This window comes from Pseudoalteromonas sp. T1lg10, assembly GCF_002964545.1.
Classification (GTDB): domain Bacteria; phylum Pseudomonadota; class Gammaproteobacteria; order Enterobacterales; family Alteromonadaceae; genus Pseudoalteromonas.
Genome location: NZ_PQBV01000037.1, coordinates 125,087 through 139,224, shown reverse-complemented (window position 1 = coordinate 139,224; position 14,138 = coordinate 125,087). Strand labels below are relative to the sequence as shown.

At 48.4% G+C, this 14,138-nt stretch carries 12 protein-coding genes and 2 pseudogenes; 13 read left to right on the top strand and 1 reads right to left on the bottom strand.

All coding sequences use genetic code 11. The features are described from left to right. Positions 1–15: 15 nt before the first annotated feature. Positions 16–804 (bottom strand): type I methionyl aminopeptidase, encoded by a 789-nt coding sequence (map, locus tag C2M17_RS09355; protein ID WP_105200536.1) that lies wholly within the window; start codon positions 802–804, stop codon positions 16–18. A 301-nt stretch (positions 805–1,105) separates the two neighbouring features. On the opposite strand from map, the gene rpsB reads away from it, so the two are divergent. From rpsB to lpxA, 13 genes and pseudogenes are all read left to right on the top strand, one after another. Then, entirely contained in the window at positions 1,106–1,834 is a 729-nt protein-coding gene (rpsB, locus tag C2M17_RS09350) for a 30S ribosomal protein S2 (protein ID WP_105200535.1), read from the top strand. A 111-nt stretch (positions 1,835–1,945) separates the two neighbouring features. Next, positions 1,946–2,797 (top strand): translation elongation factor Ts, encoded by an 852-nt coding sequence (gene tsf, locus C2M17_RS09345; protein WP_105200534.1) that lies wholly within the window; start codon positions 1,946–1,948, stop codon positions 2,795–2,797. 210 nt (positions 2,798–3,007) lie between these two features. Further along, a complete protein-coding gene (gene pyrH, locus C2M17_RS09340; protein ID WP_105200845.1) occupies positions 3,008–3,754 on the top strand; it encodes a UMP kinase in 747 nt (248 codons plus the stop codon). 13 nt (positions 3,755–3,767) lie between these two features. After that, positions 3,768–4,325: a ribosome recycling factor gene (gene frr, locus C2M17_RS09335; protein ID WP_105200533.1), complete on the top strand. Its 558-nt coding sequence runs from the start codon at positions 3,768–3,770 to the stop codon at positions 4,323–4,325. Between the two features lie 100 nt (positions 4,326–4,425). Continuing rightward, positions 4,426–5,193 (top strand): polyprenyl diphosphate synthase, encoded by a 768-nt coding sequence (gene uppS, locus C2M17_RS09330; protein WP_442792518.1) that lies wholly within the window; start codon positions 4,426–4,428, stop codon positions 5,191–5,193. A 16-nt stretch (positions 5,194–5,209) separates the two neighbouring features. Continuing rightward, positions 5,210–6,076: a phosphatidate cytidylyltransferase gene (locus C2M17_RS09325; protein ID WP_105200531.1), complete on the top strand. Its 867-nt coding sequence runs from the start codon at positions 5,210–5,212 to the stop codon at positions 6,074–6,076. Continuing rightward, the gene (gene ispC, locus C2M17_RS09320; RefSeq protein ID WP_105200530.1) at positions 6,073–7,272 is read left to right on the top strand and encodes a 1-deoxy-D-xylulose-5-phosphate reductoisomerase; all 1,200 of its coding nucleotides are present in this window, start codon (positions 6,073–6,075) and stop codon (positions 7,270–7,272) included. The genes C2M17_RS09325 and ispC overlap by 4 nt, the downstream gene beginning before the upstream one ends. Continuing rightward, positions 7,272–8,623, top strand: a pseudogene (rseP, locus tag C2M17_RS09315) (sigma E protease regulator RseP). Before ispC ends, rseP begins: the two are co-directional and overlap by 1 nt. Before the next feature lie 202 nt (positions 8,624–8,825). Continuing rightward, positions 8,826–11,296 (top strand): annotated as a pseudogene (gene bamA, locus C2M17_RS09310) (outer membrane protein assembly factor BamA). Positions 11,297–11,306: 10 nt separating this feature from the next. Beyond that, positions 11,307–11,825: an OmpH family outer membrane protein gene (locus tag C2M17_RS09305; RefSeq protein WP_105200529.1), complete on the top strand. Its 519-nt coding sequence runs from the start codon at positions 11,307–11,309 to the stop codon at positions 11,823–11,825. Further along, positions 11,825–12,850 (top strand): UDP-3-O-(3-hydroxymyristoyl)glucosamine N-acyltransferase, encoded by a 1,026-nt coding sequence (lpxD, locus tag C2M17_RS09300; RefSeq protein ID WP_105200528.1) that lies wholly within the window; start codon positions 11,825–11,827, stop codon positions 12,848–12,850. The genes C2M17_RS09305 and lpxD overlap by 1 nt, the downstream gene beginning before the upstream one ends. 21 nt (positions 12,851–12,871) lie before the next feature. Beyond that, positions 12,872–13,324 carry a 3-hydroxyacyl-ACP dehydratase FabZ gene (gene fabZ / locus C2M17_RS09295; RefSeq protein ID WP_105200527.1) on the top strand — a complete coding sequence of 151 codons (453 nt, stop codon included), beginning with the start codon at positions 12,872–12,874 and terminating at the stop codon, positions 13,322–13,324. Positions 13,325–13,326: 2 nt separating this feature from the next. Continuing rightward, positions 13,327–14,097 carry an acyl-ACP--UDP-N-acetylglucosamine O-acyltransferase gene (lpxA, locus tag C2M17_RS09290; RefSeq protein WP_105200526.1) on the top strand — a complete coding sequence of 257 codons (771 nt, stop codon included), beginning with the start codon at positions 13,327–13,329 and terminating at the stop codon, positions 14,095–14,097. Positions 14,098–14,138: the final 41 nt, after the last annotated feature.

Here is a 14,138-nt window from a genome sequence, read left to right as displayed (position 1 = left end):
TATTAACCGGGTTCGTTAACTGTGCTCAATCACTCGCGGCAGATCTTCATCGCTGCGCAGCGTTAACACTTCAACGCCGTTGTCGGTAACCAGCAGGGTGTGCTCCCACTGCGCCGACAGGCTACGGTCCTTGGTGATAACCGTCCACTCGTCTTTAAGCAGTTTACACTGGCGCTTACCGGCGTTCACCATGGGCTCTATGGTTAAACACATGCCGGCTTTTAAGGTCTCGCCCGTGCCCGGACGGCCATAGTGCATCACCTGCGGCTCTTCGTGGAAGTCTTTGCCTATGCCGTGACCACAGTATTCGCGCACTATGGAGTAGCTAAAGCCTTCGGCATATTTTTGGATAGCAGCACCGATATCGCCCAAACGTGCACCCGGCTTAACCATTTTAATGGCCAGATAGAGGCTTTCTTGGGTCACTTCACACAGGCGCTTGCCTTGAATCGTTGGCTGGCCGACATGGAACATCTTGGAAGTGTCGCCGTGATAACCGTCTTTGATCACGGTTACATCGATATTGATGATATCGCCTTCTTTAAGCGGCTTGTCGTTAGGAATACCGTGACAAATAACATGGTTCACCGAGGTACAGATGGACTTAGGGAAACCGTGGTAGTTTAGCGGCGCAGGAATCGCATCTTGCTCGTTCACTATGTAGTCGTGACAAATGGTGTTGAGCTCATCAGTGGTCACCCCAGGCTTTACATAAGGGCCGATCATTTCCAGTACCTCGGCGGCCAAACGGCCCGCAACGCGCATTTTTTCGATTTCTTCCGGGGTTTTGATCACTGCAGTCATTGATGCTCCAATTCGGTTTTTAAAGATATTTGCTGCGCACAAATAGTGCACAAAAATTTGAGTCTTGGTCGCTAATATGGTATAAAGCGCGCCGTCTTTTTACAAATAAAATCACCGCCGGTAAAATTAAACTTACTGCGAGTGGTTTGTCTGTAACGAAGACATAACCATTTAATATTAACACACACACATATCGACACATACACTTGGGTGCACTTAGGAATGATTTTACGAAACTTTCCGCGGTGTTGGTGCTATGGGATATGTGGAGGCTTAACCCAAAATTATAGAGGAAAATACAATGGCAAACGTTTCAATGCGCGACATGCTTAAGGCGGGTGTACACTTCGGTCACCAGGCTCGTTACTGGAATCCTAAGATGAAGCCGTTCATCTTCGGTGCGCGTAACAAGGTTCATATCATCAACCTTGAGCAAACTGTACCTATGTTCAACGATGCACTTAACTTCATCCAGAACGCTGCATCTAACAAAGGTAAAGTACTTTTCGTTGGTACTAAGCGCGCTGCAAGCGAAGCAGTAAAAGAAGCGGCAGTTAAATGTGACCAGTTCTACGTAAACCACCGTTGGTTAGGTGGTATGCTTACTAACTGGAAAACTGTTCGCCAGTCAATCAAGCGTCTTAAAGATCTTGAAACTCAAAGCCAAGACGGTACGTTTGAGAAGCTAACTAAGAAAGAAGCGCTAATGCTTACTCGTGAAATGGCTAAGCTTGAAAAGAGCCTTGGCGGTATCAAGGATATGGGCGGTCTTCCTGACGCACTATTCGTTATCGATGCTGATCACGAGCACATTGCTATCAAAGAAGCGAACAACCTGGGCATTCCAGTAGTATCTATCGTTGATACTAACTCTAACCCAGATGGCGTTGACTACATCGTTCCTGGTAACGACGACGCGATCCGTGCAATCCAGCTTTACACTAACGCAGTTGCTACTGCTGTTATTGAAGGCCGTGAAAGCAACATCGCCGTTCAAGCTGAAAAAGACGATTTCGTAGCCGCTGAGTAATCGCGACTCGCTTGTCATCAAGTCTTCATCCTAAAGTGGTGAAGACTTGATATTCTTAATTCAAAGTGACGCATCGTCACTTGCTCTAAACATTGATTTGAGGAAACTCCCATGGCTGTAACTGCTGCCCTAGTTAAAGAATTACGCGAGCGCACTGGCGCTGGCATGATGGATTGTAAAAAAGCACTAACTGAAACTAACGGTGACATCGATCTAGCGATCGAGAACATGCGTAAGAGCGGTGCTGCTAAAGCTGCTAAAAAAGCGGGTAACATCGCTGCCGAAGGTACAATCCTTATCAAAGAAGGCAACGGCTTCGCTGCGCTTCTTGAAGTTAACTGTCAAACTGACTTCGTTGCTAAAGATGCAAACTTCCTTGGCTTCGCTAACCAGGTACTTGACGCTGCTGTTGAATCAAAAGCAGACATCGCCGCTCTTCAAGCTCAGTTCGAAGAAACGCGTGTTGCTCTAGTTGCTAAAATCGGTGAAAACATCAACGTACGTCGCGTTGAGTACATCGATGGTGCTAAGCTAGCTTCTTACCGTCACGGCGACCGTATCGGTGTTGTTGTTGTTGGTGAAGCTGAAGAAGAAACTCTTAAGCACGTTGCCATGCACGTTGCTGCGTCTAAGCCTGAGTTCGTAAACCCAGAAGACGTACCTGCAGACGTAGTTGAAAAAGAAAAAGCAGTTCAAGTAGAAATCGCAATGAACGAAGGCAAGCCAGCCGAAATCGCTGAGAAGATGGTTGTTGGCCGCATGAAGAAGTTCACTGGCGAGATCTCTCTAACTGGTCAAGCTTTCATCATGGAACCTAAGCAAACTGTTGGCGAAATGCTTAAAGAGCGTGGCGCATCAGTATCTGCTTTCGTTCGCCTAGAAGTAGGTGAAGGTATCGAGAAGAAAGAAGAAGACTTCGCTGCTGAAGTAGCTGCGCAAATCGCTGCTGCTAAAGGCGAGTAATTTCTTTAAGCTTGTATAAGCATGCTGTGGCGAACCTTTTATCAGTCCCGTGTCTCTTTGCATTTAGTGAAGGAAACGGCGGCCTTAAGTGAGCAAAAGCCATGATTTGCTTTTGCGTCGCCCAGCAAAATTAATTAGAATAACCGCGCTCTTATGTACCCACATAGGCGCGGTTATTTTTTATCTCAATTCGTTATTGGCCAGGAAAATATGAATACTAATCGCAAACCTATTTTTAGACGTGTTCTACTCAAACTAAGTGGTGAAGCCTTAATGGGCGAAGAGGGCTTCGGCATCGACCCTAAAGTGCTTGACCGCATGGCACAAGAAATTAAAGAGTTGGTAGAGCTCGACGTAGAAGTGGGTTTGGTTATCGGTGGCGGTAACTTCCTGCGTGGCGGTTCGTTGGCGGAAGCGGGTATGAACCGTGTTGTTGGCGACCACATGGGTATGCTGGCTACGGTTATGAATGGCCTGGCAATGCGTGATGCCTTGCACCGCGCCTTTGTAAATGCGCGCTTAATGTCTGCCATTCCTCTAAATGGCGTATGTGATGCTTACAACTGGGCTGAGGCGATCAGCTTGTTGAAGTCGGGCCGTGTAGTGATCTTCTCTGCCGGTACAGGTAACCCATTCTTTACCACAGATTCCGCGGCCTGTTTACGCGGTATCGAAATCGAAGCCGACACCGTAATTAAAGCCACTAAGGTAGACGGTGTGTTCAGTGATGATCCGGTGAAAAACCCAGAAGCCACTCTTTATCGTCATCTTGCCTATAATGAAGTAATTGAAAAAGAACTGAAAGTGATGGACTTGGCCGCCTTTACCCTGGCGCGCGACCACAATATGCCAATCAGTGTCTTTAATATGAATAAACCTGGTGCGCTTAAGCGCGTGATCATGGGTGAAGAAGAGGGAACCTTGATTTCTTCTGAAGCCTCTAGTGAGACAAAATAAGTAGGATACTAGCGTGATAAACGACATTCAAAAAAGTGCGCAAGAGCGCATGCAAAAAAGTGTAGCCGCACTTGGCAGCCAACTATCTAAAATCCGTACCGGCCGTGCTCACCCGGCATTGCTAGACGGTATCACCGTTTCTTATTACGGTGCTGATACGCCGCTAAACCAAGTTGCTAACGTAACTATCGAAGACGCGCGTACGCTGGCGATCAGCGTATTCGACCGCTCTTTAGCGCAAGCGGTTGAAAAGGCCATTATGACTTCTGATCTGGGTCTAAACCCATCGTCAGCGGGCACGGTAATTCGCGTTCCCCTTCCTCCACTAACGGAAGAACGTCGTAAAGACCTTATCAAGATCGTACGTGGTGAAGTTGAAAGCGGTCGTGTAGCGGTGCGTAACATCCGTCGTGATGCTAACGGTGATATCAAAACACTATTAAAAGATAAAGATATCTCTGAAGACGAAGCACGCCAAGGCGAAGATGCTATCCAAAAGCTAACAGACAAGTACATCAAGGAAATGGACGCACAGCTGAGCGCCAAAGAAGAAGAATTGATGGAATTCTAAATGTGCTAAATATGAGCAATTTGCTCATAAATTGCCATTAGGTTTGTAACGCCGTCTAGGGTATACTAGGCGGCGTTTTTTTGTGGATAATTTGAGTTACATGGCTTTAGACGCAGAACAAATTTCGCAGCAATTATTGCCCAAACATGTGGCAATTATCATGGACGGCAATGGTCGTTGGGCGCAGGCTCAGGGTCACCCGCGGGTGTACGGCCATAAAAAAGGGGTTGATGCGGTTAGAGAAGCAGTGAAATTTTGCTCCAAATTGGGCATAGAGTCGCTCACCTTATTTGCCTTTAGCAGTGAGAACTGGCGACGTCCGGAAGAAGAGGTCACCACGCTGATGGAACTGTTTTTAATGGTTCTTGGCCGCGAGGTGAAAAAACTGCATAAAAATAACGTTAAATTATCCATTATCGGCGACCTAGGTCGCTTTTCCACAAAGCTACAAGAGAAGATAGCTGCAGCTGAAGCGTTAACCGCCAATAACAGCGGTTTACGGCTAAATATTGCCGCAAACTATGGTGGTCGTTGGGATATCGCCCAGGCCGCTAAACAGTTGGCGCTTAAGGTATCGGCAGGTGAAATAACAGCGGATGACGTTGACGAGCACTCGCTGGCAAAGCATATTAGTCTTAATGAACAAAGTGAACTGGATTTATTGATACGCACCGGCGGTGACCTGCGCATCAGTAACTTCCTGCTTTGGCAGGCGGCATATGCTGAGCTTTATTTTACGCCTACGCTATGGCCCGACTTTAATGAGTCGGTGTTTGCAGAGGCCATTGCCTGCTATGTATCGAGAGAACGTCGGTTCGGATGTACCGGCGAACAAATAAAACAATTACTCTCACACGCTCAGCCCTAAGTTGAAGGTATAAGACTTGCTTAAACAACGAATTATCACGTCATTGGTGCTGGCGCCACTGGCCCTTGCATTAGTGTTTTTAGCCCCTCTGGATTGGTTTAGTTACTGTGCCGGCGGCATCGTATTATTAGGCGCCTACGAATGGTCGGCGTTAATGGGAATTTGTAATCGCGGCAAAAGGCTTATCTATGTGGCCTTGGTCGGTGTGCTGGTGGCTCTGATGCAATGGCATTGGCCGATCACCGCACTGTGGCAGCAAGGGCAAATGCTGCCGGATATCAATTATGTTTTCACTTTGGCGCTGGCCTGGTGGATTGTCGCCACCATTTTGGTGGTACGTTACCCTAAATTCAGTGATGCCTGGTCGCAAGGTTATTTAATGCGTGGCATTTCCGGAATATTAACCCTGGCACCTTTGTGGCTGGCGTTATGTGTGCTGCGCAGCGCCAACTATGACGAGTCGAGCCAGTTTGGTTCCTACTTGATCCTGGCGGTATTAGGTATTGTCTGGTGTGCCGATATCGGCGCCTATTTCTGTGGTAAAAACTTTGGCAAACACAAATTGATGCCCAAGGTGAGCCCAAATAAAACCATCGAAGGCTTTGTCGGCGGCCTGCTAAGCGCTGCCATCTTCGTCTTGGTATTTTGTTATTTTAAAGATATCGAGCCTGGTATGTGGGCGCCTTATGCACTGATGGCAGTGATTGTTGCTGCCTTTTCTGCGGTGGGCGATCTGTTGGAAAGCATGTTTAAGCGTCAGGCAGGCATGAAGGACAGTGGTAAGTGCTTACCCGGCCATGGCGGTATTCTTGACAGAATCGACAGCCTGACCGCAGCGGCACCTATTTTTGTGGTGTTTTACGCCTGGACCATGACTCTATGAGCAGCAAAAGCGTCACCATTTTAGGCTCTACCGGCTCTATCGGCCAAAGTACCCTGGATGTGATTGCCCGCAATCAAGAGCAATATTCGGTCTTTGCCCTGGTCGCCGGACGTAACCTTGAGCAAATGGTGAGCGACTGTGTTGTGCATAAGCCGCAATTTGCGACCCTTTCCTGCGCTGATGCAAACAAGCAGCTGGCCGAGCGCCTAAATGCGCTTGGAAGTGCCACCCAGGTCGTGGACTATGAGCAGGATATGGCCATGCTCTGTCAACACAGCGACGTTGATATGGTGATGTCCGCCATAGTAGGGGCCGCCGGGCTTATTCCAACCTTGTACGCCATTGAAGCGGCCAAGGTAGTGATGTTGGCGAATAAAGAATCTCTGGTCATGTCGGGGCAATTATTTATGGATAAGGTACGCCACCACGGCGCCACCTTATTGCCTATCGACAGCGAACATAACGCCATCTTCCAATGTATGCCCGAGGCCATTCAAGGCCACCATGACGCCACCTTGACGGCCCATGGGGTGACTAAAATTTTATTAACCGGCTCGGGTGGCCCGTTTCGTGAACGCGCCCTGGACACCTTTGCCGATATTTCCGTTGCCGAAGCGGTCGCACACCCAAATTGGTCCATGGGCCAGAAAATCTCAGTCGATTCTGCGACCATGATGAACAAGGGTTTGGAATTTATCGAAGCCAAGTGGCTCTTTAATGCCAGCGCCGACGATATCGAAGTGGTGATCCACCCGCAGAGTATGATCCATTCCATGGTGCAGTACAGCGATGGTTCTGTGCTCGCGCAAATGGGGCAACCGGATATGCGCACGCCCATAGCCCACGCCTTGGCTTACCCGCAGCGTATTAATGCCGGTGTGGCGTCCCTGGACTTTAGCACCATGAAAGACTTCAGCTTCCATGCCCCGGATTTTAATCGCTACCCGAACCTGCGCCTTGCCATAGAGGCTTGTAAAGCGGGGCAAAGTGCGACCACCATAATTAACGCCGCAAACGAAGAAGCTGTGGCGGCATTTTTAGCCGGGCATATTCGCTTTACCGATATTTATGCGGTCAATGCCGATACCCTGGCGGCCATGTCGACCCAATATGATGAATGTTTACAGGGAATTTTGCAGTGCGATGGCGACGCAAGACGCGTGGCACAGCAGCAAATTAAGAGTAGGGCAAACTAATGTTTGAATTTTTGTGGCACCTGGGCTCCTTTATCCTTGCCTTGGGTATCCTAGTCACAGTGCACGAATACGGCCACTTCTGGGTGGCTCGCAAGGCCGGCGTTAAGGTGCTGCGCTTTTCCATCGGCTTTGGTAAGCCACTGCTGCGTTGGTACGATAAATTAGGCACCGAATATGTGGTGGCCATGATCCCCCTTGGTGGCTATGTAAAAATGCTCGACGAGCGCGTCGATAAGGTCGCCGAGCATGAGCGTCATCTGTCATTTAATGCCAAATCCGTTTATGCCCGCATTGCCATCGTTAGTGCCGGGCCTTTGGCCAATTTCTTATTCGCTATTTTCGCCCTGAGTCTGATGTATGTCATAGGCGTGCAATCAGTGAAGCCTATTATTGGCGATGTCGGCACACAAAGCCGTGCTCAGGTTGCGGGTTTAAAAGAAGGCGACCAGCTTATTGAGGTGGGTAGCCAGCAAACTCAGGATTGGCAGGAAGTAACTCTGGCATTAATGCAGCACCTGGGTGATGAAAGCGTTAATGTGAAAATACAAGCGCCATCGGGTATGCAAAGCATTAAGGTGCTGGATCTTGAGGACTGGAGCCTGCAACAGCGCGACCAGTCGCCGCTGGCATCTATTGGTATAGTGCCGTTTCGTCCCGATGCAACCTTAACCTTGGCCATGGTGGCTCCGGATTCTCCGGCGCAAAGAGCCGGTTTACAAGAAGGGGATCTCTTGGTCAGTGTTGAGGACAAGCTGATTAAGTCCTGGCCGGCCTTGGTACAACAAATCGAGCGCTCTGCGGAGCAGCCGCTGAAGTTTCATATCATTCGCGACAAAAGCGGCATGGATGTGACAGTGACCCCAGCGAATAAGCCTATGGAAGATGGTTTGAGTCGCGGTTATCTTGGCGTGGTGCTGTGGTAGAACCTTGGCCTGAAGATGCAATTGTGACCCGCAGTTACAATCCGATTACGGCCATTGGCCTTGGGGTGACTAAAACCTGGCAAATGGTCAGCCTGAGCTTTGAAATGATTGCCAACCTGATCACAGGTCAGGTATCGATTAAAAATATCAGTGGCCCCTTAGGCATTGCGGTTGGGGCAGGAACTAGCGTAAGCTACGGTTTCGTCGCGTTTTTAAGTTTCTTAGCGCTGATCAGTGTGAGCCTAGGGGTATTTAATTTATTGCCTCTGCCGGTGCTCGACGGTGGTCATCTAATGTATTACATAATTGAACTTATTCGTAAAAAGCCAGTCTCTGAAAAGACACAAGAAATTGGTTTTCGCATTGGTGCAACCTTATTATTGGCGCTTACTGCGTTTGCTTTGTTAAACGATATTGCGCGCTTGTAACTTGAGGTTACTGCCGGCTTGGTTGTTTTATGGGTAAAAACTGAGCCGGATGCATAAAGAAACTGCTGTGTAAGCCAAACAGCAATGATAAGATGGCTGTATTAAACGCAGCCGATGGCCCAAACCAAAACAGCCGTGCGCAAAACGAACTCTAATAGTGCGTTTGGGTGAAGACACTGTAGTAAAGGACAAAGATAATAAAATGGCTATAAAAAAACATTTGGCAGTAACGAGTTTATTAGGGGCCAGTTTCGCCGCCCTGGGCCAAGAATCCTTTATCGTAGAAGATTTAAAAGTTGAAGGTCTGCAGCGAGTAGCTTTAGGCGCCGCGCTGACCCATATCCCCATTAACGTGGGTGACCAAATTGATACCTATACGGTATCGAAAACCATTAAATCCCTGTATAAATCTGGCCATTTCGATGATATCGAAGTGTACCGCGATGGCGATAAAATCGTGTTTAAGGTTACCGAGCGACCTACCATCAGTGCTATTGAATTTGATGGCAACAAGGATATTAAAGACGAGCAGCTGACCGAGAGCCTAGATCAGCAAGATATCCGTACCGGTGAACCATTAGATAGAACGGTTTTGGATAATGTGGAAAAGGGTTTAATTGAATTCTTCCACAGTATCGGTAAATACAACGCCAAGATTGACGTTGAGGTCATTCGTCTGCCGCGCAACCGAGTGCGTCTTAAACTCAATTTTGATGAGGGTGATGCCGCCTCAATTCGTCAAATCAATATCGTCGGTAACGAGCTGTTCCCGGATGAAGAGCTGCTGGCCCTGGTGGAATCGCAACAGGACTTACCTTGGTGGCGCTTTATGTCATCAGACCGTTACCAGAAGCAGACCATAGAGGGCGATTTAGAGAAAATTCGCAGTTATTACCTCGACCGTGGTTATTTGCGCTTTAATATCGACTCAACACAAGTTTCGGTAAGTCCTGAGCGTGAGTCCGTGTATGTGACCGCTAACCTCACCGAAGGCGAGCAGTACATGGTCAAAGGCTTTGACTTTATCGGTGATCTACTTGGCCGAGAAGATTTAATTCGTAGCGTGATCCCGTTGCGCAGCGGCGAGCTTTACAATGGCTCTGTGGTGACTTCGTCAGAAGAATTTATTAAGAGCTACCTGTCGCGTTTTGGTTATGCCAATGCCGTGGTACGCACCATTCCGGAAATCGACGACGAAACCAAAGAAGTACAACTGGTGTTGTCCGTTGACCCGGGCAAACGTGTTTATGTACGTCGTATCGATATCTCAGGTAACCAAAGTACCGCCGATGAGGTTATTCGCCGTGAGATGACTCAGCTTGAAGGTAGCTGGCTATCAAACCAGAACCTGGAGCGCTCAAAATTACAAATTCAACGTTTGCCCTATATGGAAAGCGTGGAGTTTGATGTTAAGCCAGTGCCTGGCGCAGATGATGAAGTCGATGTTGGCTTTACCGTAAAAGAGCAATCCGCCGGCAGTTTTACCGCGGGTATGGCTTATGGTTCCTACTACGGCCTGCAGTTTAACATTGGTGTGAGTGAGTCAAACTTCCTTGGCTCTGGTAACCAGGTGGCCTTTAATATCAACACCTCGCGTGGTTCAGAAAGCGTCAGCCTGTCTTATACCGACCCTTACTTTACGCCGGATGGCGTATCTCAGGGCTCGAGCATCTTCTATCGTAACTATGATGCCGGCGAATTTAGCCTGATCGACTATAAATCGAAGAGCTATGGTCTGGTACCAATATTGGTTTCCCTATCAACGCAGTTAACCGTTTGAACTTTGGTGTGCGTTGGATAGAAGAAGAACTGTCGGATTTGGCTGAATATGAACAAACGCGTGTACTGCGTGAAACCTTCCTGGACCCAGAAAATCCGGATGCCGGTTTTGAGTTCACTAAGTACGAGCTAAGCGCTGGTTGGTCTCGTGTGACAGTTAACCGTGGTATGTTCCCAACAGAGGGATCTCGTCAGTCGCTAAACTTGACAGCGACCACACCGAACTCAGATCTGACTTATTTTAAGATCAACTATAACTCACGTTATTACTGGCCGGTGAGCGATGACCATCGCTGGGTTTTCTCGGCTCGTGCGGCGCTGGGGTATGGTAATGGTTATGGCGAAACCAACGGCTATGACCAGGTTCTGCCTGTGCAGGAGTTCTTCCGTATTACCGAGCAGGAATTACGCGGCTTTGACCGTAACACCATCTTGCCGCAAGCGGTGATAAGGACTCCTCAGGATATTCCAGGTACGACCTTGCCGGATGGTACGCCTACCGGCAACATTGGTGGTGCCGAGGAGTTTGATACGCTGCAACTTGCCGGTCGTATCGGTGGTAACGCCAAGGCGGTGGCAGGTATCGAAATGATAGTACCAACACCGTTTTTAGACGACGAGAACAGCAGTTCCGTTCGTACCAGTTTCTTTGTCGATGCGGCCAACGTATGGGATACTGAGTTTAACGTTGACCGTTATCAAAACCTTCAGCCCGATGAGCGTGCGCGCTTGGATGACTTTTCCGATCCAGGTCGTTTCAGGGTTTCAACTGGTATTTCAATCCAGTGGATCTCGCCTATGGGGCCCATGCTAATTAGTTTTGCTTATCCATTGCAAGAAGAAGAAGATGATAAGACCAAAACATTTAGCTTTAACATTAGTAACACTTTCTAAGGAGTTTTCTGTGAACAAACTATTTAAAAACACAGCATTAGTAGTATTAGCGACGCTAACCATGGGTACTTCGGTACAGGCTTTGGCGCATAAGGTTGGTATCGTTGATATGCAAACCATCTACGCTCAGGTACCACAAACCGCGGCTATCGACAATGCATTAAAAAGTGAATTCTCTGAGCGCCGTCAAGAACTTGAAAAGCTGCAGGGTGATATTCGTTTTGAAATGGAAAAGTTTCAGCGTGAAGCGCCAACCATGAGCGAAGATCAGAAAAAAGCCCTAGGCGACAAGATCAACGGCATGCAAAAACAGTTTGCCGAAAAAGGTCGTCCACTAGAGCAAGAAATCAAGCAACGTCAAAACCAAGAGTTGGCCAAGCTACAGAAAACCATTATTACGGCTATTGAAGAAATTGCCAAAGACGGTGATTTCGACGAAGTGAAGGTTAAAGACGGTACTATCTACTTCAACCCTAAAGAAGTGACTGACCTGTCAGAAAAAGTGGTTGAGCGCGTAAGTAAGAAGTAATGATGGCAAAAAGCTTAGCTGACATCGCCAAACACCTAGGGGCCGAGCTTATTGGTGACGGCACCCTTGAAGTTGTTGGCATACAGACGCTTGGAAAAGCAACTGCGGCGCATATTAGTTTTTTAGCGAATAAAAAGTATCGTAGCCAGTTGGCCGATACGAAAGCCGGTGCTGTGATCCTCAGTGCCGCCGATGCCGAGCACTTCGCCGGCAACAAACTGATTTGCCAGGACCCTTATGTGGCCTATGCTAAGTTGGCGCAGCTGCTCGACAGCACGCCGGCTGCGGCTCAGGGTATTCATCCCAGTGCGGTGATTAGCCCGGATGCCAAGGTCAGCGCCAGCGCCAATATCGGCCCACTCGTGGTGATTGAAGCCGGCGCAGTGATTGGCGAGCATGCGCAAATTGGTTCCCATTGTTTTATCGGCAAAGATGCGCAAATCGGTGCCCATACCAAGCTATGGAATAACGTCACTGTTTACCATCAGGTGCAGTTGGGCGAACACTGCTTAGTGCAAGCCAATACTGTGATTGGTGCCGATGGCTTTGGTTATGCCAATGAGCGTGGCCAATGGGTGAAGATCCCTCAGGTCGGATCTGTTATAATCGGCGACCGCGTTGAGATTGGCGCCAGTACCACCATAGATCGGGGCGCTATCGACGACACTATTATCCACGATAACGTGATTATCGATAACCAGTGTCAAATTGCCCACAATGTGGAAATTTGCGAAGGCACCGCCATTGCCGGCTGTACCGTGGTGGCGGGGAGTACCAAAATAGGTCGTTATTGCCAGATAGGTGGTCTCAGTGCCATCACAGGTCATGTAGAGATCTGCGATAAGGTGGTGCTAACCGGTATGAATATGGTTACCAGTGGCATCAACGAGCCGGGTATTTACTCCTCGGGCTTGCCGCACAGCAAGAATAAAGAGTGGCGTCGTACCATAGCGCACCTGCGCAATATTGGTGACATGAATAAGCGTATCAAGGCCATTGAGGCCGAGCTTAAGTCACAAGAATAACTTTGTTTTAAGGAAAAGAAGTTGGCTAATCAGTTAAATAGCTTAGATATTCAAGAGATAATGAGTTTACTACCGCACCGTTATCCGATGCTGTTGGTGGACAAGGTGTTAGATTACACCCCGGGTGAAAGCCTGCATGCAATCAAAAATGTGACCATCAATGAGCCGATCTTTACCGGTCACTTTCCTGAGCAGCCAATTTTCCCAGGCGTGATGATCCTTGAAGCCATGGCCCAGGCGACAGGTCTATTGGGTTTTAAAACCACAGAAAATCGTGGTGAGAACGAGCTATACTTGTTTGCAGCCATCGACAATGCGCGCTTTAAGCAGCCGGTCTTACCTGGCGATACCATGCACTTGCATGTAAAGTTCTTAAAAGAGCGCCGCAATATGTGGAAATTCTACGGCGAAGCACGCGTTGACGATAAAGTCGTGTGCAGCGCCGAACTAATGTGTGCAAGAAGAGAGTTTTAATCGTGATCCATCCGACCGCAATTATCGAACCCGGTGCAAAACTTGCTGATGATGTTCAAGTTGGCGCTTATAGCTATATAGGCAATGACGTTGAAATCGGTGCAGGTACTATTATTGAATCTCATGTGGTAGTAAAAGGGCCGTCTAAAATCGGCAAAAACAACCACATCTTTCAATTCGCATCGGTAGGCGAGGCGTGCCAGGATAAAAAATACAAGGATGAACCAACGCAGCTTATCATAGGTGATAACAATATTATTCGCGAATGCGCCACCATTCACCGTGGCACCATTCAGGATCAGGGTATCACCAAGATCGGCAGCAATAACCTGTTTATGGCCTATACCCATGTTGCGCATGACGCAGTGATTGGCGACAACGTTATTTTTGCCAATAACGCCAGTGTCGCGGGCCACGTGCACATAGGTGACTGGGTGATCCTAGCGGGTAACTCAGGCGTGCATCAGTTCTGTAAAGTGGGGGCTCATGCCTTTATCGGCATGTACTCGGGAGTAAACCAGGATGTGCCACCGTATGTGACTACAATCGGCACGCCTGCGCGCCCGGTGGCTATCAATACCGAAGGCTTGAAGCGTCGCGGTTTTGAATCTGACGAAATCATGGCCCTGCGCCGTGCTTATAAGACCTTGTTCCGTAAGGGATTGAAGGCCGATGAAGCACTGGCACAGCTGCAAGAGGAAGTGGCTAACTTCCCAGCCATTCAGCCTATGATCGACTTGGTTAACAGCTCTACGCGCGGCATTATTCGTTAGTATAAGAGCTGCAAACTAGCAGAGCAGAAATATATGAAAAA